Here is a 23,246-nt window from a genome sequence, read left to right as displayed (position 1 = left end):
TACTAGCCCGATCCGCCGCGATATCCCGGACGGGGCGCGTATGCGGGCGTCCTGCCGGAAACGCACCTCATCCCGGGGCACCCCCCTTGAGCGCCACGCGCGCCTTTCCCTCCCGGAAATAGCGCAGCCCGTGGCGGCGGTAGAAGGACAGGGTCCTGGAGATGCCTTCCTTGAGGTCTGTACGGGGCCGCCACCCCAGCAGTGCCTGCAGCCGCGAGCCGTCGAGACGGATATCCCCGGGCTCCACCGCTCCCGCATCGGGGGGGTAGGGGGCGCAGCGGTAGCCGTTGCCGGCGAGCTCGCAGATGATGGACGCCGCCTCCAGCACGCTCACCGCGACCCCGGAGGCGAGGTTGAAGACGCGGCCCTCGCACCGGGGGTCGGAGGCGGCGGCGAGGATGGCATCCACCGCGTCGTCGACGTATAGGAAATCCCGCTTCTGAGCGCCGTCGCCGTAAACGCATATCTCCTGGCCCGCCAGGGCTTGGCGTATGAACCAGTTCAGGAAGCCCTGACCGTCGTTGTGCATCTGGTGCCGGGGACCGTAGATGTTGGTGAGGCGCAGCGAGGTGTAGCGCAGCTTGCCCAGCTCGTGGAGTATGCGGTGGTATTCCTCCACCGCCGTCTTGTGCACCCCGTTGAAATCCACGGGCTTGAGGGGGTGGTCCTCGTCCACGGGGAGGTATAGTGGGCTTCCGTACTGGCTGCGCGAGCCCGTGTACAGGACGCGGGTTCCCGGACTCAGCTCCGTGAGCGCGCCCAGGAAACGCAGCTGGCTCACGCAGTTGCGCTCCAGGTCCCGCATGGGGTCGCGCATCGACCCCACGTGGCTTATGCAGGCGGCCAGGTTGAAGACGTAGTCCTGGTCCACAAGGTACGCCGAGATGTCCTCCACGCGTCCGATGTCCGCGACCACCAGGACGACCTCGTCGAGCACCTCCTTGAGGTTGAAGAGGTTGGCGCCCTGGTCGGGGAAGCAGGCGTCGATGACGGTGACGCAAGCCTCCATGCGCAGTAACCGGCGCACCAGGCCGCTGCCGATGAACCCCAATCCGCCCGTGACCAGGACGCTCTTGCCGGCATACCTTTCCTGAAGCGGGGCGGGTTCGCCCATCAAACCACTCCCTTCTTCTGCATCCTCCACCATAGTGCCGTAATCTCCCTTACCATGACAAGCAGGTTTTTCAGGCGGAAGAACTGACTCCTGCCCTCGGCGCGCGGGTAATGTCCCACCGGCGTCTCCGCGAAGACGGCCCCTGCCGCCTGCAGCTCCTTGACCAGCTCCACGCAGATGGCCCCCCCTTCGGAGCGCAGGTGGAGTCCGCGCACCAGGTCTCCGCGCATGAGCCTGAAGTCGCAGTCCACGTCGCGGATGGGGATGGCGAAGGCGAAATGCACCAGCCGGTTATAGGCAGACCCCAGGAGCCTGCGGTACCAGGCGTCGCTGCGCCCCACCTTGTAGCCGTTGACCACGTCGGCGGTGCCGCTCAAGGCATACAGCCGACGGAGGTCCTCGACATCGTACTGTCCGTCGCTGTCGGTGTAGAAGACCCAGTCCTTGCTGGAGGTCTTTATACCGCTGCGCAGGGCCGCGCCGTAGCCTCGGTTGCGGTCGTGCCTGACCACGCGGACCTTCCGGTAGGATGCGGCGAGGGTGTCTATCACCTCGCTGGAGGAGTCCGCGCTCCCGTCGTCTACCACGATCACCTCGTAATCGTCGGTGAGCTCCGCGAGCACGGAGAGGGCCTTCTCTATGAGCCCCTTGAGGGTGGCGGAGTCGTTGTAGCACGGGAAGAAGGCGCTGATGCTCCCCCCCGCCGGCCCGGCCGCGGGCTTCTCGCCCCCAGGGGCCGCCGTCTCTCCCGCCTCGCGCCTCCTCGCGAGGACGAAGAGGAGCGAGAGGAGGAGCAGGGAGAACGCCGATAGCGCCGCGCCTCCCACGAGGCCGGGCGGGCGGTAAGCGAGGCGCACCTCGTGGTCTCCTGCCGGGAGGTAGAGGGCGGTCATGAAACCGTTGGCGGAGAAGAGCCTCGTCCCCGTCCCGTCCACCGTCGCCCTCCAGCCGGGGAGATAGTTCAAGGGTATGACCAGGATGAAGCCTGAATCGCTGTTGACGCGCAGGGACATGCCGCTCCCCCCGCGCTCCACCATCTCCACGGAAGGCTCCTCCCGTGCCGACGGGAGCCTCGTGACGGCCTCCCGCGTCTCGGCGTCCACCTCGTTCTCCACCAGGATGACCTCGCCGGGACCCTTCCTCTCGCGGAAGGCGCGGTCCACAGCCTCCTTCCAGTCCTGGCTCCAGGAGACCTCGTTGGCCGGGTAGGCTGGGAAGCGGTCGCCCGGCAGCTCGTAAACGGCGAACCTGCCGTCACTGAAGACGGACGGCCAGGCGGTGAGGGGCACGCGCCTTCCGTCCTCGTCGATGGCCGTGAGGGCCGCCAGGCGGGTCCCCGCGAGGGACGGGTCGCAGAGGGTGGTCAGGACGATCTCGTCCGCCTCGCCGAGCCGGGGGAGAGGGACCCTGATCTCCAGGGCGTCGCGCCCCCGGCCGTAACCGGGAGACTTGAACCGCGTGCGCTCGAAGGAAGCGGCCTGCTCGGTGTCGATGAGCTCGAGGAAGAAGGCGTCGCGACCCGTGTCCTTATGTAGAAGAAGCACGGGTTGCCTGGTCACGCGGCCGTTGATTATGGAGTTCAGCTTCACGCACAGGCGTCCCGAGGCGCTGGATTCGAGGATCTTGCCGTCCAGGAGGAGACGGAGCTCCCTTCCCGAGGTGTCCTGCGGGAAGGCGTAGCTCACGGAGCCGAGGCCTCCGGGTATGGGATAGGGGTCGGAGAGATCGTAGGCGGTATCCCCCACCCTGGAAAGGCTGGAGAAGAGCAGGCGCACGCCGAGGAGCGCGAAGGCGGAGGTCTCGGGCCGGTTGTTCGCCAGAGCCAGGAAGCGGTCGAGGCGCGCGGGAGGTATGGTGGAGAATCCGAAGGCGTCCTCGAGCCCGTAGGGAAGAAGCTGGTTGGAGCAGAGGGGGAACTCCCCGCGGTCCACCCCCGGCTCCTTGGCCATGGCCACCCGCGCATCGCCGGCGTGCTCCTCGAGGAAGGAGACGACCTGGGGCTTGAAGTCCGCGCGCGCCCGGGGCACCGGCTTGAGCACGAAGCTGCCGAAGACGAAGACATCCGCCACCGCCAGGCCCACTACGATGAACAACTTGAGGCGGCTGGGGCCGTATCCCCGTCCCGCTCCTCCCTCGGTGCGCAGGAGGAGCAGGAAGAGAGCGAGCATCACCAGGGGGAGAAGGAACTCCAGGCGCGGAGCGGTGAAGAAGGACACCAGGCCGTCCAGGACCTGGTGGGTGGGCAGCTTGATGCCCTCCAGCAGGGGCCTGGCCGTGGCCGTGGCCAGGTCCCTGAACCACAGCAGGTTGAAGCGGTAGAGGAGAACGAAAAGGGCGGTGAGCCCCGTTGCGATCGCGCCCGTTTTTATCCAGGCACGGGAAAGGGTCGTTGACAGCCGGGAGGGAAACTCCGCGCCGCGCCAGCGCTCGAAGCCCATCCCTCCCAGCACCGCCAGGGAGAGGTTGAAGGTGAGGATGAACCTGCTCGACCCCTTGAGCACGCTGAAGCCGGGAAGGTGGCGGACCGCCGACCACAGGAGGCCGTACTTCCCGAGACTCAGGACCAGGGATACGGCGCCGACCCAGAGGAAGAAGACGGCGTGGCGACGGCGCGGTCGCAGCAGCGCCGCAGAGGCGAAGAGGAGGGGGAGTATCCCCATGTAGGCGTAGGTCTCCTCGAAGGTCCAGGCGCCCAGGTAGTCTCCCTGGGCGATGCCGCGTCCGAAGAGGCGGGGAAAGACCACCCCCAGGAGCTGTGCGGGGGGCAGGCTTCCGATGGCGGCGACCTTCTCGGAGAGCCCCCCCGCGCGGTAGGAGTTCTGCACCAGGTAATAACTGGGAAGGTTCTGCACCATGCCCAGACCCATCCCCAGCGCCAAGGCCAGGGCGAGCCAGGCGAGGTTGCGCAACGCCTCTTTCCGCCCCGTCCCCTCGCCCTCGAAGCGGTAGAAGACGATGTAGAAAAAGGCCAGCAACGCCTCCATGAGCGGGATCATCAGGAAACCGGAGAGGCACTGCAGTCCGATCACCCCTCCCGCCGCGAGGTGGAAGGACGGCCTGCCCTCGGCGAGCGCGCGCTCGAGGAAGTAGAGGAAGAGGGGTATCCAGGCGGCGGTGGCGATGGTGTTGGGGTGTACCAGGTGGGCCAGGAAGAAACCGCCCAGCACGAAGGGCAGGGAGGCGAAGAGCGAGGAGGAGCGCGCCAGGTTCAGGCGCCGGCAGTAGGCGTAGGTGAAAAAGCCCCCGAGGAGGTAGTGGAGGACGATGGAATAGTTGAAACCGGCGGTGGCCGGGAGCTGGAAGAAAAGGAGGTTGAGAGGGTAGAACAGCCCCGTCTCGCTGTCGGCGAAGAGGGGGAAGCCGCAGTAAATCCCGGGACACCACAGGGAAGGCCCACCGGAACGAAAGGCCTGGGAGAGATAGCGCCAGGCCGGGTAGTAGTAGGACTTGATGTCGGAGATCCAGGGGACCCTGGAGAGGGTGAGTATGGAGTGGAAGAAAGCCGCCAGCACCAGGGCGGTTATGGCGAGGGGCCAAAGGCTCAAACCGCGTTTTCTCTCCGCTCCATGCAAGACGGCCATGGCTGTCCTCTGCCTCGGTCGGGCGACGGGATGGGTACAAGACTAGCAAGAAATTACCCCATGGCCGGTGGCGAGGCAAATACGTCCCTCCCGAAAGGCCGGATGACGCAGCTCGTTGCCCGGCAACCCGGTTGTGATTAAAATCAAGTCGAGAACGCGAAAAGGAAGGGATGAGCTATGCCGTTCTACGAATACAGGTGCGAGGCGTGCGGCGAGACCTTCGAGTTCTTCGCGCGAAGCATGTCGGAGGAGGCGGAGCGCTGCACCCTTTGCGGCAAGAAGAAGATCAGGAAGCTCTTTTCCACTTTCGGCTTCAAGAGCGGGTCGGCATCCGCGGGGGATTTCAGATCCTCGGCCGGCTCCTCGGGATGCGGCTCCTGCACCGCGGCGAGCTGCTCCAGCTGCTCAAAGTAGAGGTGGACATGGCCGGCGACTGGCGCGGGGCCGCGACCATCGGTGAGCTCTACGAGGCCATAAAGGATTGCCGGCGCTGTTCGCTTGGGAACACCCGCACCAACCTGGTGCTGGGCACGGGGACCGAGGATGCAGACATCATGTTCGTGGGCGAGGCGCCGGGCTTCCACGAGGACCGGCAGGGAATCCCCTTCGTGGGTCCGGCGGGGCAGTTCCTGGACCAGCTCCTGGCCTCCATAGGACTCAAACGCTCCCAGGTATATATCGCCAATACCCTCAAGTGCCGGCCGCCGGAAAACCGCGACCCCCTGCCGGAGGAGCTCGAGACCTGTACCCCGTACCTCTTCAAGCAGATAGAGATCATCAAGCCGCGCATCATCTGTACCCTGGGCAACCACGCCACCAGGACCCTGCTCAAGACGAGCACGGGGATATCCCAGCTCCACGGCAGGCTCCTGTACAGGGACGGCCTGGCCTACGTGCCCCTGTTCCATCCCGCGGCGGCCCTGCACAAACCGCCCCTTAAAAGCGTGCTCGTCGAGGATTTCCAGAGGCTGCGGGAGCACCTGGACGCCGAGAGTGCGCGCTGGAGGAGTGAGGCGCGGCCCGAGCCGGAGGTCGGGACCGTGGAGCCGCCGGAGAGCGAGCCCGAGCAGATGAACCTTTTCTGAAAAGCATGAGCCCCCGGGGACTGCGGGAGCACCTGGACGCCGAGAGTGCGCGCTGGAGGAGTGAGGCGCGGCCCGAGCCGGAGGTCGGGACCGTGGAGCCGCCGGAGAGCGAGCCCGAGCAGATGAACCGGGATAATGCCCATACTGTCCGGCGTGAAGATAGACTGGTGGAGCCGCCGGAGAGCGAGCCCGAGCAGATGAACCTCTGAGGCGCGAGGGTCGCGTTCCGGACCTGGCCCGGAGCGAGGAAGGGCGGAAGGCGGGACGTTTCCGCCCGGAGCCGTCGCAGGTAACCGTGGGAATATCCGGGAGGTTTGATGGCCGCATCAGGCGAAGGCGCGGTGAGGTTGGTGACTCGCGGTCCCTCGGAGACGCAGAACCTGGGGGAGAGGCTGGCGGAGGAGCTGCGCGCGGGTGACGTGCTGTTGCTGGTGGGAGAGCTGGGGACGGGGAAGACCTGTTTTGCCCAAGGAGTGGCGAGGGGACTGGGAGTGTGGGAGAAGCTCACCAGCCCCACCTATACTCTGCTGCGAGAATACCGGGGCAGGCTTCCCCTCGTCCACCTGGACGCCTACCGCCTCGAGGGACCCCTCGATCTCTTCGACCTGGGGGTGGAGGAATATCTGGAGGGAGACGGGGTGCTGGTGGTGGAGTGGGCGGACCGCGCGAGGGGTTTTTTCAGGCCCCCGTACCTCGAGGTGAGGTTCGCCTACGGCGGCGGAGAGGAGGAAAGGCATATCGTCTTCCTCCCGAGGGGCGAGGGATGGCGCAGCCGGCTTACGGGGCTGTCCGGGCGATGAGGGGGCGGCGGGCGGCGAGGGGAGACGAGACGGGAAGGCGACAGGCGGATGCGCGGGGCGGATGAGAGGCAAAAAAAGGAATTGGATGCCCTGGGAGGCGGGTGGCTGCTGGCCTTCGACCTCTCTGTGCCCTGTGGGGTGCTGGCCCTCCATGGGCCCGGGAGCACCCTCAGCCGCGAGGTCCCCGCGCGCGAGCGGACCGCCTTTCTCTTCTCCGAGATACACGAACTTATGGACGAGGCGGGCGTCTCCAGGGAGGAGATCGCCCTCCTGGGCGCGGGCAGAGGCCCCGGGTCCTTCACCGGGGTGCGGGTGGCGGTGACCGCCGCCAAGACGCTGGCCTTCGCCCTGGGGGTCCCGCTCGTGGCTCCGGAGAGCCTGGCGGTGGCGGCCGCGGGGGTGGGGAGCCCCGGCCGGCTGGTGTTCGTGGCCGTGGACGCGCGCAGGGGAGAGGTGTATTACGGGATCTACCGCGTGGAGGATGGTTACCCGAGGACCCTGCTGCCGCCGCGCGTCGCTCCACCGGAGCAGGCGGCGCGTGAGCTCTCGGCCTGCCTGGAGCGCTGTGGCGGGGAGGCGGTCCTCACGGGAACGGGGATCGCCGCGTACCCCGGCGTATGGCCCGCGGGGGCGGGGGTGGCGGGGAACGGCGCCCCGAGCGTGGAGGGCCTGGTGCGACTGTGCCGCATGGCGGCTGAGAGAGGGGAGACCGTGGATCCCTTCGCGCTCCGGCCGCTCTACGTAAGGCGCCCCGACACGGGGAAGAGGAGGGAGAAGGGGCGATGCGCCTGGTGATGGCGACCATGCGCGAGGAAGACCTCGCCGAGGTGATGGAGCTGGAGAGAAGAGCCTTCGCCAGCCCCTGGACCCGGGACATGTACCTGCGCGAGCTGGAAAAACCGGAGGGGTGCTACGTGGTCGCTAGATGCGGGGGTGAGCTGGCGGGTTACGGGGGCACGCTGCTCATCCTGGACGAGGCCCACGTGATGACCCTCGCGGTGCGGGAGGACCGGCGCCGCAGCGGGGTGGGGGCGAGGCTCCTCCTGGAACTGGTGCGACGCTCGGAGGAAAAGGGAGCGCGTTTCCTCACCCTGGAGGTCAGGAAGTCCAACCTCGCCGCCATCGAGCTGTACAGCCGCTTCGGGTTCCAGGTGATGGGCGAGCGCAAGCATTATTACCTGGACAACCTGGAGAACGCCCTCATCATGTGGACAGAGGACATCACCACGCCGGAGTACCGGCGGCTGCTGGAAGACCTACGGAGGAGATACGGGGATGTGGAGGAGGGCTGAGGGCGCGAACGCCGCCGCCGCACCCCCGGCCGCACGCCGTGAAGGGGAGGCGCGGAGATGAGCGGGGCGAAGGACGGGCTGATCCTGGGCATCGAGACCTCCTGCGACGAGACCTCGGCCGCCGTGGTGCGGAGGGGAGAGGAGACGCTGTCCCTTGTCATCTCCTCCCAGGCCGACCTGCACCGTCGCTACGGGGGGGTGGTCCCCGAGCTCGCCAGCAGGGCGCATCTGGAGGCCATCCTGCCCGCCGTGCAGCAGGCCCTGGAGGGCGCGGGGGTGGGGATGGGAGAGCTGGAGGCGGTGGCGGTGACGCGGGGACCGGGGCTCATCGGAGCCCTCCTGGTGGGACTGACCGCCGCCAAGGCGCTGGCCTTCTCCCTGGACATCCCCCTCCTGGGCGTCAACCACCTGGAAGCGCACATCTACGCCAATTTCCTGCATTTCCCAAGCCTGGAACCCCCCCTTGTCGCCTTTCTGGCCTCCGGGGGTCACACCCTGCTCGTCTATATGCCCTCCCACCGCCGCTACGAGGTGCTGGGAGAGACCCTGGACGACGCGGCGGGCGAGGCCTACGACAAGGTGGCGAGATACCTCGGGCTCGGCTATCCCGGGGGTCCGGAGATAGACCGCCTGTCCCGCGAGGGCGACCCCGAGGCCGTCCGCTTTCCGCGCGCCCTCATGCGCGAGGCGGGATATGATTTCTCCCTCTCTGGCCTGAAGACGGCGGTGATCAACCACGTAAGGAGGGTGAGGGAGAGCGGCGGTACGGTGAACGTGGCCGACATCGCCGCCTCCTTTCAGGCGGCGGTGGTGGACGTGCAGGTGCACAAGATAACCCGCGCGGCGCTGGAGAAGGGGGTAGGAGGGGTGTTGCTGGCGGGGGGCGTGGCCGCCAACCGCAGCCTGCGCGAGAGGCTGGCCGAGGAGCTCTACGGGCGGGGCATCATGCTATATTACCCCCCCATGCGGCTCTGCGTGGACAACGCGGCCATGATCGCCGCCCTGGGGTGGCGCATGTTGCAGGAGGGCGACGTGGCCTCGCTCGAGGTGGACGCCGCCGCATCCCTTCCCCTGGCCTGAGGGCATGGCGCCGGTCGCGGAGGCCGTATGCGGCTTTTCGGGTGGCAGGGGTTGGCCGCCCCCTTTCCTCCCGCCCCGCTGGTCGGGGTGCCGTCGCGGCGCATGAGCTCCTTGCGGCAGGGGTCTGCCGACCCCTGTCCCACCGCTACGGGGAGGTGGGGGTAGCCCTGGCTCGCCCGGGCGAGCCCGTTGCCGCCTCCAAGGCCTTTCCCCTGCAGCTCTTCCGTAAAAACCCCCTTGATTTTTTTTCTTCCTTGCCCTATCCTTCCCTTAGCACTCTAATATCTAGAGTGCTAACAGCCTTCAACAAAGAGTGATAACACTCTGGCATGTTGAGTGCCAGGTGGAGATAGTCGGGAAGGAAGCAGGAAGAGGAAAGAGAGGAATGGAGGGATGTGTAGATGAAGCTGAGGCCTCTGGGTGATCGGGTGATCGTGAAGCCCGGGGAGAGCGAGGAGAAGACCCCGTCCGGACTGGTCATCCCCGACACCGCAAAGGAAAAGCCCCAGGAGGGGACGGTGATCGCCGTGGGTCCCGGCCGCTGGGAGGACGGCAAGTACGTCCCGCTGGAGGTAAAGGAGGGGGACACCATCATCTACTCCAAGTACGGCGGGACCGAGGTGAAGATCGAGGGAGAAGAGCACCTCATACTCAGCGAGCGCGACATTCTCGCCGTGGTCGAGAAAGAGGACAAGAAAAAGAAGTAGTGGTCCTTGGAATCAGGGAACCCTGAAGGAGGAGAAAAGGGAAAATGGCCAAGGAGATAATGTACGACGAGGAAGCGCGACGCTTGCTCGAGGAAGGCGTGAACAAGCTCGCCAACACGGTGAAGGTGACCCTGGGCCCCAAGGGGCGCAACGTGGTGCTGGAGAAGAAGTTCGGCGCCCCCGTGATCACCAACGACGGCGTGACCATCGCCCGCGAGATCGAGGTGGAGGACGTCTGGGAGAACTGCGGCGTGCAGCTCGCCAAGGAGGTCGCCACCAAGACCAACGACGTGGCCGGTGACGGCACCACCACCGCCACCGTGCTGGCCCAGGCCATCGTGCGCGAGGGCCTGCGCAACGTGGCCGCCGGAGCCAACCCCATGGCCCTGAAGCGCGGCATCGACAAGGCCGTGGACATGGTGGTCAACGAGATCAAGAAGATGGCCAAGGAGGTGGAGACCAAGGAGGAGATCTCCCGCGTGGCCGCCATCTCCGCCGACTCCGACGAGGTGGGCAACATCATCGCCGACGCCATGGACAAGGTGGGCAAGGACGGCGTGATCACCGTGGAGGAGAGCCAGACCTTCGGCATGAGCTTCGAGGTCGTGGAGGGTATGCAGTTCGACAAGGGGTACCTGTCCCCCTACATGGTGACCGACCCGGAGCGCATGGAGGCGGTCCTGGACGACCCCTACATCCTCATCGCCAACCAGAAGATCAGCGCCATCGCCGATCTCCTGCCCGTGCTGGAGAAGGTCATGCAGGCCGGCAAGCCCCTCCTGGTCATCGCCGAGGACGTGGAGGGCGAGGCCCTGGCCACCCTGGTGGTGAACAAGATCCGCGGCACCTTCCAGTCCGTGGCGGTGAAGGCCCCCGGCTTCGGTGACCGCCGCAAGGCCATGCTGCAGGACATCGCCATCGTCACCGGCGGCCAGTCCATCAGCGAGGAGCTGGGGATCAAGCTCGAGAACGTCACCCTGGACATGCTGGGCAAGGCCCGCCAGGTGAAGGTGACCAAGGAGGACACCATCATCGTCGAGGGCGCCGGGTCGCCCGAGGACATCAAGGGGCGCATCAACCAGATCAAGTCCGAGATCGAGCGCTCCGACTCCGAGTTCGACCGCGAGAAGCTCCAGGAGCGCCTGGCCAAGCTCTCCGGCGGCGTGGCCGTGATCAAGGTCGGCGCCGCCACCGAGGTGGAGCTGAAGGAGAGGAAGCACCGCATCGAGGACGCGCTCTCGGCCACCAAGGCGGCCGTGGAGGAGGGCATCGTGGCCGGTGGAGGCGTGGTGCTGGTGAACGCCATCGGGGCCATCAAGACCGACGACCTCGAGGGCGACGAGAAGACCGGCGCCGAGATCGTGCGCCGCGCCCTGGAGGAGCCGCTGCGCCAGATCGCCAACAACGCGGGCGCCGAGGGCTCCGTGGTGGTGGAGAAGGTCAAGGGCCTCAAGAAGGGCCACGGCTTCAACGCCGTCAACGGCGAGTACGTGGACATGATGAAGGAGGGCATCATCGACCCCGCCAAGGTCACGCGCTCCGCCCTCCAGAACGCGGCCTCCATCGCCGGGCTGCTGCTCACCACCGAGGCGGTGGTGGCGGAGAAGCCGGAGGAGCATCCCGCGGGCATGCCGGGCGGTATGCCGCCGGGGATGATGTAATAAAGGGGAGATTCCCGCAAGGGGAGGGGCTCCGCCCCTCCCCTTTGCATCCCCTCCCTTTTTTGTTTCGGGCCGGGTTCTTCTTCCGGCCCGGGCCGCCGGGTAACGGTCTCGCTCGGCGCGCATGGGGCAGGGACCGGGCAAAGCGACCGCTTCAAGCGCGGCCTCGCTCGTACCAACCCGGTCGTTCCCGGGCAGGGGTTGCTCTCGGGTTCTTCTTCCGGCCCGGGCCGCCGGGTAACGGTCTCGCTCGGCGCGCATGGGGCAGGGAACGGGCAAAGCGACCGCTTCAAGCGCGGCCTCGCTCGTACCGACCCGGTCGTTCCCGGGCAGGGGTTGCTCTCGGGTTCTTCTTCCGGCCCGGGCCGCCGGGTAACGGTCTCGCTCGGCGCTCGCGGGCCGCGTATCGAAGAAAGAGCGCGTTTTTCCGAGATCGGAAAAGGAGTATAGTAGTTCTCATCAAATAATAGATGAAAAGGATTTCACGGTTACCCCGGTTGAAGGGATGCAAACCGCATCTGGACCAGCGGGCTTCCCCGTATCGTGGAACAGGAGGGGAAGACAGTCATATATCGTGGCAAGGCAAGTATGGAGGTGGAGATGGAGGTCGAGATAGGTCTGGGAAAATCAGGAAGAAGAGCCTACGGGTTCGACGACATTTCCATCGTGCCCTCGAGGCGCACACGGGACGCCGACGATATCGACATCACCTGGGAGCTGGGCGGATACCGCTTCCAGCTCCCTTTGATCGCCTCGGCCATGGACGCGGTGGTGGATGTGCGGATGGCCATAACCATAGGAAAACTGGGCGGGCTGGCGGTGCTCAACCTCGAGGGGCTCCAGACCCGCTATGAGGATCCCGGGCCGGTTTACGAGGAGATAGCCTCCTTCAGCAAGGAAGAGGCCACCCGCGGCATGCAGAGACTCTACCAGGAGCCCGTCAAGGAGGAGCTCATCGCCCGGCGCATAAAGGAGATCAAGGAAGGGGGAGTGGTGGCCGCCGCTTCCCTCACCCCCCAGAAGGTGGAGCGGTATTACCGCGTCGCCCTGGAGGCGGGCCTGGACATCCTGGTCATCCAGGGCACGGTGATAAGCGCCGAACACGTCTCCACCCGCAGCGAGCCCTTGAACCTCAAGAAGTTCATCGCCGAACTGCCCATCCCCACCGTGGTGGGCGGTTGCGCTTCCTACTCCACCGCCCTGCACCTCATGCGCACGGGAGCGGTGGGGGTCTTGGTGGGAGTGGGGCCGGGTGCCGCCTGCACCACCCGGGGGGTGCTGGGCATAGGGGTGCCCCAGGCGACAGCCCTGGCGGACGCGGCCGCGGCCCGCATCCGTCACCTCACGGAAACGGGCAAGTACGTCAATGTCATCGCCGACGGCGGCATGCGCACGGGAGGGGATATCGCCAAGGCCATCGCCTGCGGCGCGGACGCGGTGATGCTGGGCTCGCCCATAGCCGCGGCCAAGGAGGCGCCGGGCCTGGGTTACCACTGGGGCATGGCCACCTTCCACCCCGAGCTGCCGCGCGGCACCAGGGTGAAGACGGAGCAGCGCTGGAGCATCGAGGAGATCCTGGTGGGGCCTGCGCACGAGAACGACGGCACCGTGAACCTCTTCGGGGCCCTGCGCACCTCCATGGCCACCTGCGGGTACGCGAACATCAAGGAGTTCCAGCGCGCCGAGGTCATGGTCGCCCCGGCCATCCGCACCGAGGGCAAGGCCCTGCAGTTCGAGCAGGGTGTGGGCATGATCAAATGAACGCCGCGAGGTTCCACGGGCATAGGCGGAGACGAAAAGGGAGGGGATGTTGAGCACCGGAACGAGGGAAAGCGTGCTGGTGGTCGACTTCGGGGCTCAGTACGCACAGCTCATCGCCCGCAGGGTGAGGGAATGCAGGGTCTATTCCGAGATCGTGCCTCACGACATCTCCCCGGAGGAGATAAGGAGACGCGGCGCGAGGGCGCTGATCTTCTCCGGCGGTCCTTCCAGTGTTTACCAGGAGGGAGCGCCGCGTCCCCACCCCGAGATCCTGTCCATGGGCCTTCCCATCCTGGGCATCTGCTACGGGCACCAGTTGCTGGCCCGCGAGCTTGGGGGACGGGTGGAAGCCACAGGGATAAGGGAGTACGGCAAGACGGAGCTAGACATCGTGGGGGAGAGCGCGCTCTTCGACGGCCTGCCCCTGCACCAGACGGTATGGATGAGCCATGGGGACACGGTGGTGCAATCCCCGAGCGGCTTCAGGGTCACCGCCACCACCGCCTCCTCGCCGGTCGCGGCAATGGAGGACCCCGCGCGCGGGCTGTACGGGGTGCAGTTCCATCCCGAGGTCATCCACACTCCACTGGGCAAGGAGATCCTCAAGAACTTCCTCTTTACGGCTGCCGACCTCCTGCCCACCTGGACCATGGTCTCCATCATCGAGGAGGCGGTGTCCGAGGTGCGCGAGCAGGTGGGGGAGAACAAGATCATCTGCGGCCTCTCGGGCGGGGTTGATTCCGCCACCGCGGCGGTGCTGGTGCACAAGGCGGTGGGCGACCAGCTCACCTGCGTCTTCGTGGACCACGGCCTGCTGCGCAAAGGAGAAGCCGAGCAGGTGGAGGACACCTTCCGGCGTCACTTCCATATGAACCTCGTCCACGTCAAGGCCCAGGACCGCTTCCTCCGCCGCCTGGAGGGGGTCACCGACCCCGAGGTCAAGCGCAAGGCCATCGGGGAGGAGTTCATCCGCGTCTTCGAGGAGGTGGCGCGGGAGATGAAGGACACCCATTTCCTGGTCCAGGGCACCCTGTATCCGGACATCATCGAGAGCGGCACCCGCGACGCCGCCCGCATCAAGTCCCATCACAACGTGGGGGGCCTGCCCGAGGACATGGATTTCACCCTGGTGGAGCCCCTGCGCAACCTCTTCAAGGACGAGGTACGCGCGGTGGGGGAGGAGTTGGGGTTGCCGGAGGAGATCGTGTGGCGCCAGCCCTTTCCGGGGCCCGGTCTGGCCATCCGCATCATCGGCGAGGTGACGGCGGAGAAGCTGGCCATCCTGCGCGACGCGGACGAGATCGTGGTGGAGGAGATCAAGCGCGCCGGCCTCTACCGGGAGATATGGCAGTCCTTCGCCGTGCTGCCGGACATCAAGTCGGTGGGGGTGATGGGGGACGAGCGCACCTACGCCTACCCCATCGTGGTGCGCGCCGTCACCAGCGAGGACGCCATGACCGCAGACTGGGCGCGTCTCCCCTACGAGGTCATGGAGCGCATCTCCAGCCGGGTGATCAACGAGGTCAAGGGCGTGAACCGCGTGGTCCTGGACATCTCCTCCAAGCCTCCCGCCACCATCGAGTGGGAATGACGGTGGGGTCAGATCTTCGATCTTCGATGTCGGTATCATAGGTCGACGGTGGAGTCACGGCGATATATGCTTGCGCGCCCCAGCGGGGAAGTCCCTTTTCGCCTTCGGCTTTGTGCCTGAACCCCCGCGAGCGGATCCCCATCGAAGGTCGATGTACCCCATTATTTGCCATGACTTCCCGATTCGCCCCCGTCTTTATGCCTGAACCCATACCGCCCCCCTTCGGAACCCCCGTAAACAAATACGTATCGAAGATCGAAGATAACGTCATATGACACAGCTATAGATCTGACCCCAGATGTTAAGATGGGGAAGGAGAAGGGAGACGGTATGCCAGCGGAACCCAGGGACGCAGCCTCGGTCATGCTCCTGCGCGACGCGTCCGGCGGTAGCGGGGTCGAGGTCCTCATGGTCAGGCGAAGCGCGCACAGCGACTTTGCCGCCGACATGCATGTCTTTCCCGGCGGAACGGTGGAGGACTCCGATTGCGGGGAAGAGGCGGCGGGCATCTGCGCGGGGATGGGACCCGGCGAGGCCATGTCCCTGCTCGCGGATGCTCCATCGCCGGCCAGGGCCCTGGGGATCCTGGTGGCGGGGATAAGGGAGACCTTCGAGGAGGTCGGGATCCTCCTCGCCCGCGATGCCCACGGCGAGATGGTGGACTGCCGCGGGGAGGCGGCGGGGCGTTACGCCGCCTATCGCGAGGCCCTCAGGGAGGGGAGCCTCACCTTCACGGAGATGGTGGCCAGGGAGGGCCTCGAGCTTGCCCTGGACCGCTTGCGGTACTTCGCGCACTGGATCACCCCCGAGATCATGCCCGTACGCTTCGACACCCGTTTCTTCCTCGCCGCCGCACCTCCCTGCCAGGTGGCCGCGCAGGACGACCTGGAGGTGACCGGTCACCTCTGGATATCCCCGTCGGAAGCGCTGGAGAGGAACCGCGAAGGGACCTTCGCCATGCTCCCTCCCACCATGGTCAACCTTATGACTCTGGCAGGATTTACCAGCGTAGAGGAGGCCCTGGCCTTCTCCGCCGGCCGTGAGGTCACCGCCGTCTCTCCCCGGGTGGTGGTGGAGGACGGACGCATGAAGCTGGTCCTGCCGGGCGACCCCGACTACCGGTGAATCCGAGGCGCGGGCGGGCGAAGCGACCGCGTCGGCCTCCTGGTGCGGGTGACATGCTTAAACTCGACGCAGAGGGACATCACTCCCTGCCTGTAAAATATTCTGTGGCGCATCCCGGGACGGGAGGGATGAAGGCGCTGACGGAACCATCGGAAGGATGAATGCCGTATGACGAAGACCAGTGAGGAAGCGATCCTCGGCGAACTGAACCCGGAGCAGCGCGAGGCGGCCTGTTATTTCGACGGGCCCCTGCTCATCCTGGCGGGGGCGGGCAGCGGCAAGACGAGAGTGCTCACCCACCGCGTGGCCCTGCTGGTGCAGAGCCGCGGGGTGGACCCCGCGCGCATCCTCGCCATCACCTTCACCAACAAGGCGGCGGAGGAGATGCGGGGGCGGATACACCGCCTGGTGGGCCCGCGGGCGGGGGCGGTGTGGATTTCCACCTTCCACTCCGCCTGTTCCCGCATCCTGCGCCGGGAGGCGGAACGCCTCGGTTACCGCCGCAACTTCGTCATCTACGACGACGACGATCAGCTGCGCCTGGTGGGGCGCGTCCTCCGCGATCTGGATATGGACACCAGACTCTATCCCCCCCGCATGATGCGGGCCATGATCGAGCGCGCCAAGAACGAGATGGTGGACGTCGATTCCTACCGCGAGCGCGTGGAGGACGAGTTCACCGACGCGGTGTACGCCGTGTACCAGGGCTACCAGCGGCAGCTCCTGAACAACAACGCCATGGATTTCGACGACCTCCTGCTCAACACCATCGCCGTGCTGGAGCTCTTCCCCGCGGTGCTGCAGCACTACCGCCAGCGCTTCTCCTACATCAACGTGGACGAATACCAGGACACCAACCCCGCCCAGTACCGCCTGATAAAGCTGCTCTCCGAGGAGCACCGCAACCTGTGCGTGGTGGGAGACGACGACCAGGGCATCTACTCCTGGCGCGGAGCCGACCTGCGCAACATCCTGGACTTCGAGAGGGACTACCCCGACGCGCGGGTGGTGCGCCTGGAGCGCAACTACCGTTCCACCCGCATCATCCTCGAGGCCGCCAACCACGTGGTCTCGCGCATCGCCGGCCGCAGGGATAAGAGGCTGTGGACGGAGCGCGAGGACGGTGAGCCCATCCGCTTCTTCTTCGCCCCCTCCGGCGGCGACGAGGCCGCTTTCGTGGCCCTGGAGATAAACCGGCTCATGGAGGAGGGGGGATACGGGCACCGCGACTTCGCGGTCTTCTATCGCACCAACGCCCAGTCGCGTCCCTTCGAGGAGGTCCTGCTGCGATGCGGCATCCCCTATAAGATAGTGGGAGGGTTCAAGTTCTACGAGCGCAAGGAGGTCAAGGACGTCCTCGCCTACCTCAAGCTGCTCCTGAACCCCGACGACTCCGTGAGCCTACGCCGCGTCATCAACGAGCCCAAGCGCGGCATCGGCGACAACACCCTGGCCCACCTGGAGGCCTTCGCCCGCTCCCGGGGGGTGGGCCTGTGGGAAGCGGTGAGGAGCAGCGACGAGGTCCCGAACCTTGGGAGCTCGGCGCGGGGAAAGCTGCAGGGGTTCACGGAGCTCGTGCAGGGTCTGGCGGGCGAGATGGAAACCCTCTCCCTCCCGGAGCTCCTGCAGGCGGTTCTGGAGAGGAGCGGTTACCTGGAGGCGCTGCGCCGGCAGGATACCTTCGAGGCCGCCGGGAGGCTGGAGAACCTCGAGGAGCTCAAGCGCGCGGTGGTGGAGTTCCACTCCGCCCACCCCGGGGAGGGGCTGGACGCCTTCCTGGAAAGGGTGTCCCTGGTGGCGGAGATAGACCTCTACGACGAGGAAGAGGGTGCGGTCACCCTCATGACCCTGCACAACGCCAAGGGACTGGAGTTCCCGGTGGTGTTCATCGTGGGCATGGAGGACGGGGTCTTTCCCCACCTGCGCTGCATGGACAACCCGGAGAGCATGGAGGAGGAGCGCCGCCTCTTCTACGTGGGCATGACCCGCGCCAAGGACAGGCTCTATCTCACGGGAGCGGCCACGCGCTCGCAGTACGGGGACACGAAATACAACCCGGAGTCGCGCTTCATCGCCGACATCCCCCGGCACTGCCTGCTGCGGCTGCCCTCCGAGCTGCCGGGCACGGTTGCCGCCGCTCCGTCCCGGAGGACGTGGATGGAGGAGGCGGGGGAGACGGCACTCACCCTGCACGCCGGAGACCGCGTCGCGCACGACGTCTTCGGGGAGGGCCTGGTGCTCTCCGTCTCGCGTACCCGCGGCGGGACTGAGGTCACGGTGAACTTCCCCGGCGTGGGTGAGAAGCTGCTGCACTTGAGGTATGCGGCGCTGCGGAAGCTCGATGGCTGACGGCGCTCACCGCGGCTGGATCACCTGATCATCTTCATCTCTTTGAGCAGGGATTCCACCGCGCGTGTCCCCGCCGTCCGCATGACCTCGGCCTGGACTTCCGGGGGCACGCTGAAGTTCTCGTCCAGGCTCACGTCCCCGGGATGGTATAGCTCGAGACCCGATCCGGATCCCCGGCCCACGATGCGGTTCTCGCGGTTGTCCAGGAGGAAGGCGCTTATCTGCACGAAGCCGAAGCCGCTGTCCGGGCCCGAGCCCGTGCCGTGGAGGCGCGGATACCGGAAGAAGAAGTAGTTCACCTCCGGGAGGAAGAGGTATTCGGGGTCGTATTCGCTCTGGATGAGCACGAAGAGCTCGGTGGGCATATGGGCGGCGCTCTCCGCCACCCGGTCCACGTCCGCGGGGTCGGGGACGTCGTAGAAGCCCATGGGGTCGAGGTGTTCCTTGACCAGCCCGGGGAGCATGCGCTCCGCGGCGGCGAAATACGATTCCTTGGCGCTGACGATGAGGCGCGGCCGGTCGAGGTCGCTGGTCATGTACATCTGGCACCCGATGGCCTGGGAGGGCTGGAGCTCGCCGTCGCGTTCCACCAGCGCGCGGTGTTCTCCCAGGGACTCCGGCTCCTGCCCGCTCTCCACGAAGGGCATGATCACCACGCGCATGCGGGGAACGAGCCTGGTGCCGCAGGAGGTGCAGAACTCCGCCTGGGGGTCCCCGTGCGTAAGGCACCTGGGGCAGTAGAGCCGTTTGGCCACTTTACCTCCTCTCGCCCGACAGGCATCGGAACGGGAAGCTCGAGCGCCGCCCGGGCCCCGCTTCGACCTTCAAGGAATCCGATGAGTTTATCGTCCCCGCGGCGGCTTCACTTGAGAAAGAGAGGGGGCTTGTGCCGCGGGCGCGCCCCCGGGGGCTTTACGACGTTCCGTTCATCCTTCCCGTTCGCGGAAACGGTTTGGATGCTTTACCGGCGGTATGATAATATGGTGTCGCTTTCCGGCACAGTGTTGCTTATTACTTAATGATCCCGGGCTCCCGGGACCGAGGGGCGAGCCCGGGATGGCGAGGCGAGCAAGAGGGAGGGATTCGCTTGGCCCTGATCCCGTACCAGGACCGCGTACCGCGGGTGTCGCCCGAGGCCTTCATCGCGGAGGGCGCCATGCTCATCGGCGACGTGCATGTGGGCGCCAACTCCAGCATCTGGTTCAACGCCGTGCTGCGCGCCGACCGGGGCGAGATCCAGGTGGGCGAGTTCTCGAGCATCCAGGACTGCTGCGTGCTCCACGGCCCGGTGAAGGTGGGCGACCACGTCACCTGCGGCCACGGAGCCATCCTGCACGGCGCCACCGTGGAGGACAACTGCGTCATCGGGATGAACGCCGTGGTCCTCGACGGCGCGGTGGTGGGACACGGGAGCATCGTGGCCGCGGGCGCCGTGGTGCCCCAGGGCATGAACATCCCCCCACGCTCCATGGTGGTGGGCGTCCCGGCGAAGGTGACCAAGGAGTTCCCGGAGGAGAACGAGGAAAAGCTGCGGGAGATAGCCACCGCCTACTTCGAGTTCGCCCGGCCGCACATGCCGAAATATTGAAGTCGTCACGTAGCACGGACACATTAAGCGGGGAGGTGATCCGGCCTGTACACATCCTCTTGCGTCCGGTAGGGGTCCGATCAAAGGAGGTTGCTTATGCGTGAAAGGGTGGCGATCGCCGGCTTGGGCTACACCGCCTTCACCTCGGTATCGCCGGGTAGCTCATACCGTGAGCTGACCTACGAAGCGGCGGTGAAAGCCTACGAGGAAGCGGGCATAGAGCCCAAGGACGTGGATTCTTTCGTGTGCACGTCCGAGGACATGCTCGAGGGCTACAGCATCTCGGACGAGTATTGCAATGACCAGCTCGGAGCGGTACTTAAGCCCGCCCAGACCATACCGGGAGATTTTCTCCATTCCCTCGCCGTGGGCGTCATGCACATCCTCACGGAGCAGTTCGACATCGTGGTGGTGCAGGCGCTCAGCAAGGCAAGTAACATGAAGACCATCCCTGATCTGTTGAACTTCGCCTTCGACCCCGTCCTCAACCGTCCACTCGACGTCACGGCCTATGCGCTGGCCGGGCTGGAGATGAACCGTTTCCTCACCGACGGCAGGGCGACCAGGGAACAGTGTGCTGCGGTGGTGGTCAAGAACAAAGCCAACGCGCTCAAGAACCCCCTGGCAGGCTACGGGGCGTCCATATCCATCGAACACGTGTTGGAATCCGAGCCGGTGGCGGAGCCGGTGAGGCTCCTGGACATCGCGCCCTATGCCGACGGAGCGGTGGTGATGGTGCTGTGTTCAGAAAAGCTGGCACCCTCCCTGACGGACAAGCCGGTCTGGATAACGGGCATAGGATGGAGCACCGACAGTCCCACCATCGAGAGCCGCGACTGGAGTGGAGCGGTTGCCGTACGTCTGGCGGGGGACATGGCCTACAGGATGGCGGGCATCACCTGCCCGGCAAGGGAGATAGACCTCGCCGAGGTCAACGACGAGATCAGCTTCAAGGAACTACAGCATCTCGAGGCCCTGAGGCTTTTCGAGCCCGGACAGGCCGGCAGGGCTACCGAAGACGGTCAGACTTCGCCGGGCGGCGCGCTTCCCGTCAACGTATCCGGCGGCGGCCTCGGAGTGGGGCATCTCTTCGAATGTTCGGGAGCGCAGAAGGTGCTCGAGTTGGTGCTGCAGCTGCGGGGGGAGGCGGGTTCAAGGCAGGTGCCCGGCGCAGGCGTCGGCCTCGCCCAGGCGTGGAGAGGCATCCCCACCACCTCCGCCGCGGTGGCGATACTGAGCGCATGAGGCGGGAGGTGAGTCGGCATGGCATACCAGAGAGTCGCGATAGTGGGCGCCGGGATCACCAAGTTCGTGCGCCGCGCCCAGGAGACCGGAAAGGAGCTCGCAGCCCAGGCCTCCAAGATGGCCCTGGAATCCTGCGGCATGACCATGAAGGACATCGAGTGCGTGAGCCTGGGAACCGCCCCGGATGCCTTCGACGGCGTACACATGAAGGGCGAGTACCTAAGCGACGGCTCGGGTGGATGGAGAAAGCCTTATATGCGCCAGTTCGTGGGCGGCGGCACGGGGGTCTTCGCCCCCGTCCACGGCTGGTACCACGTGGCCTCGGGCATGTTCGACACCTGCCTGGTGGTCTGCTCGGAGAAGATGAGCTCATGCCATCCCCATCCCCAGGGCGCTTTTAAGACCATCTTCGACCACACCACGGAACAACCTCTCAACCCCACCCTGATCTGGATCTTCGCCCTGGAGATGAACCGCTTCATGTCCACCTACGGCATCACCAAGGAGGAGATTGCCCTGGTCTCGGTCAAGAACAAGAAGAACGCCATGGACCACCCCGCGGCGCAGCTCCCCATGGAGATAACCGTGGAGGACGTCATGAACTCCGAGACCCTGGCCTGGCCGGTCAACCGACTGGACATCAGTCCGGCCTCCGACGGCGCGGCGGCCATCGTGCTGGCTTCGGAGCACGTCGCCAAGCGCATCACCGACAAGCCGGTGTGGATCGACGGCGTGGGCTGGAATCTTGACTCGGCATACTGGGCGACCAGGGACCTCTATTACCCGCGCTACGTGGAAAAGGCGGCGCGTATGGCTTACAAGATGGCGGGCATCACCGAGCCGCAGCGGGAGATAGAGATCGCCGAGCCCTACGACCCCTTCGACTACAAGGAGCTGCACCACATGGAGGGCCTGCTGCTTGCCGACCGTGGCAAGGCCGTGGAGATGCTCCTGGACGGCAAGACCCAGAGGGACGGCGACCGCCCCATGTGCCCCTCGGGAGGGGCTCTGGGAGTCGGCAATCCCATTGCCGCCACCGGCCTCATGAAGATCATCGAGATCTTCCTGCAGTTGCGCGGCGAGGCGGGCAAGCGCCAGGTCCCGGGGAATCCGAAGTGCGGGCTCGCCCAGGCATGGGGGGACCTCATGCAGGTGGGCACCGTGGTGGTCATGAGGATATAGAGGGGGTGCGAAATGGAACTGGAGAAGTTCGAACTCGGCGCCACTCCGCTCAAGGAATCGGCGATAAAGGACGGATCCGTCTTGACCCTGCACAAGAAGCCCAACCTCAGGTACGCCTGGGACAACGGCGTGGCCATCGGCCGTTACCTGACCGAGCTCAAGGAAGGTCGCATCATCGCCCGCAAGTGCAACAAGTGCCGACGCATCATGATCCCCCCGCGCATGTTCTGCGAGCTATGCTGGCGTCCCACCGACGAATGGGTGTACGTCAGGGATACCGGGACGGTGAACACCTTCTCCATCTGTTACGTGAACTGGGATGCCTCACGCATCAAGGAGGGAGAGAAGCCACACATTCCCGCGGTCATAGAGATCGACGGCGCTTCTCCCGGCATGGGGATACTGCATGTGCTGGGAGAGGTCGAGCCGGATAAGGTGAAGATAGGGATGAAGGTGCGGGCGGTGTGGAAGAAGCCCGAGGAGCGCGAGGGATCGATAACCGACATCCTCTACTTCAAGCCGGCGAGGGGGTGAGAAGATGGGAATCACGGAAAGGATCAACCGCACCGATCACCTCTCCTATTTCGAGGGACAGATCCCCGTCGAGTACGTCTATACCTACGGGCTCGGACTGGAGAAGTTCTTCCGGGCCATAAAGGACAAGGGCCAGTTCCTCGCCTCACGCTGCGAGGAGTGTGGGGTCACCTATCTGCCGGCGCGTTCGTTCTGTGAGCGCTGCCTGGGGAGCATACAGGATACCGTTGCGGTCCCGGGCACGGGCAGCGTGTACGCATGGACGGTGGTGCACCTGAACATGGACGAGACCCCCAAGGACGAGCCCGCCATCCTGGCGCTCATAGACATGGACGGGACGGACTGCCGCTTCATGCACTACCTGACGGGGGTGAAGCCGGAGGAGGTCGAGGCGGGGATGAGGGTAAAGCCCGTCCTCAAGGCCAAGAAGGACCGCACGGGACACATCGAGGACATCCTGGGCTTTCAGCCGCTGTGAGCGAAAGCGCGGGAAAGACCGGATTCAGCCGCCGGGGGAGGCACGCCTCCCCCGGTTTTTCCGGTTGCACGCG

The 23,246-nt window shown here is 65.8% G+C and carries 21 protein-coding genes; 18 read left to right on the top strand and 3 right to left on the bottom strand.

Annotated elements, in window-relative coordinates; translation table 11 throughout:
* Positions 1–67 precede the first annotated feature (67 nt).
* Both H5T74_02595 and H5T74_02590 read right to left on the bottom strand, forming a co-directional pair.
* Complete coding sequence (locus tag H5T74_02595; GenBank protein MBC7229267.1) at positions 68–1,114, bottom strand: NAD-dependent epimerase/dehydratase family protein; 1,047 nt, start codon at positions 1,112–1,114, stop codon at positions 68–70.
* Complete coding sequence (locus H5T74_02590) at positions 1,114–4,659, bottom strand: glycosyltransferase (GenBank protein ID MBC7229266.1); 3,546 nt, start codon at positions 4,657–4,659, stop codon at positions 1,114–1,116. Before H5T74_02590 ends, H5T74_02595 begins: the two co-directional genes overlap by 1 nt.
* Before the next feature lie 213 nt (positions 4,660–4,872).
* Between H5T74_02590 and H5T74_02585 the strand changes: the two genes are divergently transcribed.
* From H5T74_02585 to pcrA, 13 genes are all read left to right on the top strand, one after another.
* Positions 4,873–5,109, top strand: coding sequence for a zinc ribbon domain-containing protein (locus H5T74_02585; protein MBC7229265.1), 237 nt, complete (start codon positions 4,873–4,875; stop codon positions 5,107–5,109).
* Between the two features lie 8 nt (positions 5,110–5,117).
* Entirely contained in the window at positions 5,118–5,780 is a 663-nt protein-coding gene (locus tag H5T74_02580) for a uracil-DNA glycosylase (protein ID MBC7229264.1), read from the top strand.
* Between the two features lie 5 nt (positions 5,781–5,785).
* Positions 5,786–5,989 carry a hypothetical protein gene (locus tag H5T74_02575; GenBank protein MBC7229263.1) on the top strand — a complete coding sequence of 68 codons (204 nt, stop codon included), beginning with the start codon at positions 5,786–5,788 and terminating at the stop codon, positions 5,987–5,989.
* Positions 5,990–6,097: 108 nt separating this feature from the next.
* Positions 6,098–6,580: a tRNA (adenosine(37)-N6)-threonylcarbamoyltransferase complex ATPase subunit type 1 TsaE gene (tsaE, locus tag H5T74_02570; protein MBC7229262.1), complete on the top strand. Its 483-nt coding sequence runs from the start codon at positions 6,098–6,100 to the stop codon at positions 6,578–6,580.
* A 48-nt stretch (positions 6,581–6,628) separates the two neighbouring features.
* On the top strand, positions 6,629–7,375 hold the full coding sequence (gene tsaB / locus H5T74_02565) for a tRNA (adenosine(37)-N6)-threonylcarbamoyltransferase complex dimerization subunit type 1 TsaB (GenBank protein ID MBC7229261.1): 747 nt from the start codon (positions 6,629–6,631) through the stop codon (positions 7,373–7,375).
* Positions 7,363–7,872, top strand: coding sequence for a ribosomal protein S18-alanine N-acetyltransferase (gene rimI, locus H5T74_02560; GenBank protein ID MBC7229260.1), 510 nt, complete (start codon positions 7,363–7,365; stop codon positions 7,870–7,872). Before tsaB ends, rimI begins: the two co-directional genes overlap by 13 nt.
* Before the next feature lie 57 nt (positions 7,873–7,929).
* On the top strand, positions 7,930–8,952 hold the full coding sequence (gene tsaD, locus H5T74_02555) for a tRNA (adenosine(37)-N6)-threonylcarbamoyltransferase complex transferase subunit TsaD (GenBank protein MBC7229259.1): 1,023 nt from the start codon (positions 7,930–7,932) through the stop codon (positions 8,950–8,952).
* Between the two features lie 401 nt (positions 8,953–9,353).
* Positions 9,354–9,659, top strand: coding sequence for a co-chaperone GroES (gene groES, locus H5T74_02550; protein MBC7229258.1), 306 nt, complete (start codon positions 9,354–9,356; stop codon positions 9,657–9,659).
* 44 nt (positions 9,660–9,703) lie between these two features.
* Positions 9,704–11,320, top strand: coding sequence for a chaperonin GroEL (gene groL, locus H5T74_02545; protein ID MBC7229257.1), 1,617 nt, complete (start codon positions 9,704–9,706; stop codon positions 11,318–11,320).
* 600 nt (positions 11,321–11,920) lie between these two features.
* Positions 11,921–13,081 carry a GuaB3 family IMP dehydrogenase-related protein gene (locus H5T74_02540; GenBank protein MBC7229256.1) on the top strand — a complete coding sequence of 387 codons (1,161 nt, stop codon included), beginning with the start codon at positions 11,921–11,923 and terminating at the stop codon, positions 13,079–13,081.
* 46 nt (positions 13,082–13,127) lie between these two features.
* The gene (gene guaA / locus H5T74_02535) at positions 13,128–14,672 is read left to right on the top strand and encodes a glutamine-hydrolyzing GMP synthase (protein ID MBC7229255.1); all 1,545 of its coding nucleotides are present in this window, start codon (positions 13,128–13,130) and stop codon (positions 14,670–14,672) included.
* Positions 14,673–15,002: 330 nt separating this feature from the next.
* The gene (locus H5T74_02530; GenBank protein ID MBC7229254.1) at positions 15,003–15,797 is read left to right on the top strand and encodes an NUDIX hydrolase; all 795 of its coding nucleotides are present in this window, start codon (positions 15,003–15,005) and stop codon (positions 15,795–15,797) included.
* Positions 15,798–15,965: 168 nt separating this feature from the next.
* Positions 15,966–18,146 carry a DNA helicase PcrA gene (gene pcrA / locus H5T74_02525; protein MBC7229253.1) on the top strand — a complete coding sequence of 727 codons (2,181 nt, stop codon included), beginning with the start codon at positions 15,966–15,968 and terminating at the stop codon, positions 18,144–18,146.
* Positions 18,147–18,166: 20 nt separating this feature from the next.
* On the opposite strand, the gene H5T74_02520 is transcribed toward pcrA, so the two are convergent.
* Positions 18,167–18,901: a hypothetical protein gene (locus tag H5T74_02520; protein MBC7229252.1), complete on the bottom strand. Its 735-nt coding sequence runs from the start codon at positions 18,899–18,901 to the stop codon at positions 18,167–18,169.
* A 263-nt stretch (positions 18,902–19,164) separates the two neighbouring features.
* Here H5T74_02520 and H5T74_02515 point away from each other — a divergent pair, with 263 nt between their 5' ends.
* The 5 genes from H5T74_02515 to H5T74_02495 all read left to right on the top strand — a co-directional run bounded on the left by H5T74_02515 (position 19,165) and on the right by H5T74_02495 (position 23,173).
* Positions 19,165–19,734, top strand: a complete 570-nt coding sequence (locus H5T74_02515; protein MBC7229251.1) for a gamma carbonic anhydrase family protein — start codon at positions 19,165–19,167, stop codon at positions 19,732–19,734.
* A gap of 96 nt (positions 19,735–19,830) precedes the next feature.
* A complete protein-coding gene (locus H5T74_02510; GenBank protein MBC7229250.1) occupies positions 19,831–20,979 on the top strand; it encodes an acetyl-CoA acetyltransferase in 1,149 nt (382 codons plus the stop codon).
* 18 nt (positions 20,980–20,997) lie between these two features.
* Positions 20,998–22,161 carry a thiolase domain-containing protein gene (locus H5T74_02505; protein MBC7229249.1) on the top strand — a complete coding sequence of 388 codons (1,164 nt, stop codon included), beginning with the start codon at positions 20,998–21,000 and terminating at the stop codon, positions 22,159–22,161.
* A gap of 12 nt (positions 22,162–22,173) precedes the next feature.
* Positions 22,174–22,695 carry a Zn-ribbon domain-containing OB-fold protein gene (locus H5T74_02500; GenBank protein MBC7229248.1) on the top strand — a complete coding sequence of 174 codons (522 nt, stop codon included), beginning with the start codon at positions 22,174–22,176 and terminating at the stop codon, positions 22,693–22,695.
* 4 nt (positions 22,696–22,699) lie between these two features.
* Positions 22,700–23,173 carry a Zn-ribbon domain-containing OB-fold protein gene (locus H5T74_02495; GenBank protein MBC7229247.1) on the top strand — a complete coding sequence of 158 codons (474 nt, stop codon included), beginning with the start codon at positions 22,700–22,702 and terminating at the stop codon, positions 23,171–23,173.
* Positions 23,174–23,246: the final 73 nt, after the last annotated feature.

Source organism: Actinomycetota bacterium (assembly GCA_014360645.1).
Classification (GTDB): domain Bacteria; phylum Actinomycetota; class Geothermincolia; order Geothermincolales; family RBG-13-55-18; genus Solincola_B.
This window is presented reverse-complemented; position numbering and strand designations above follow the sequence as displayed.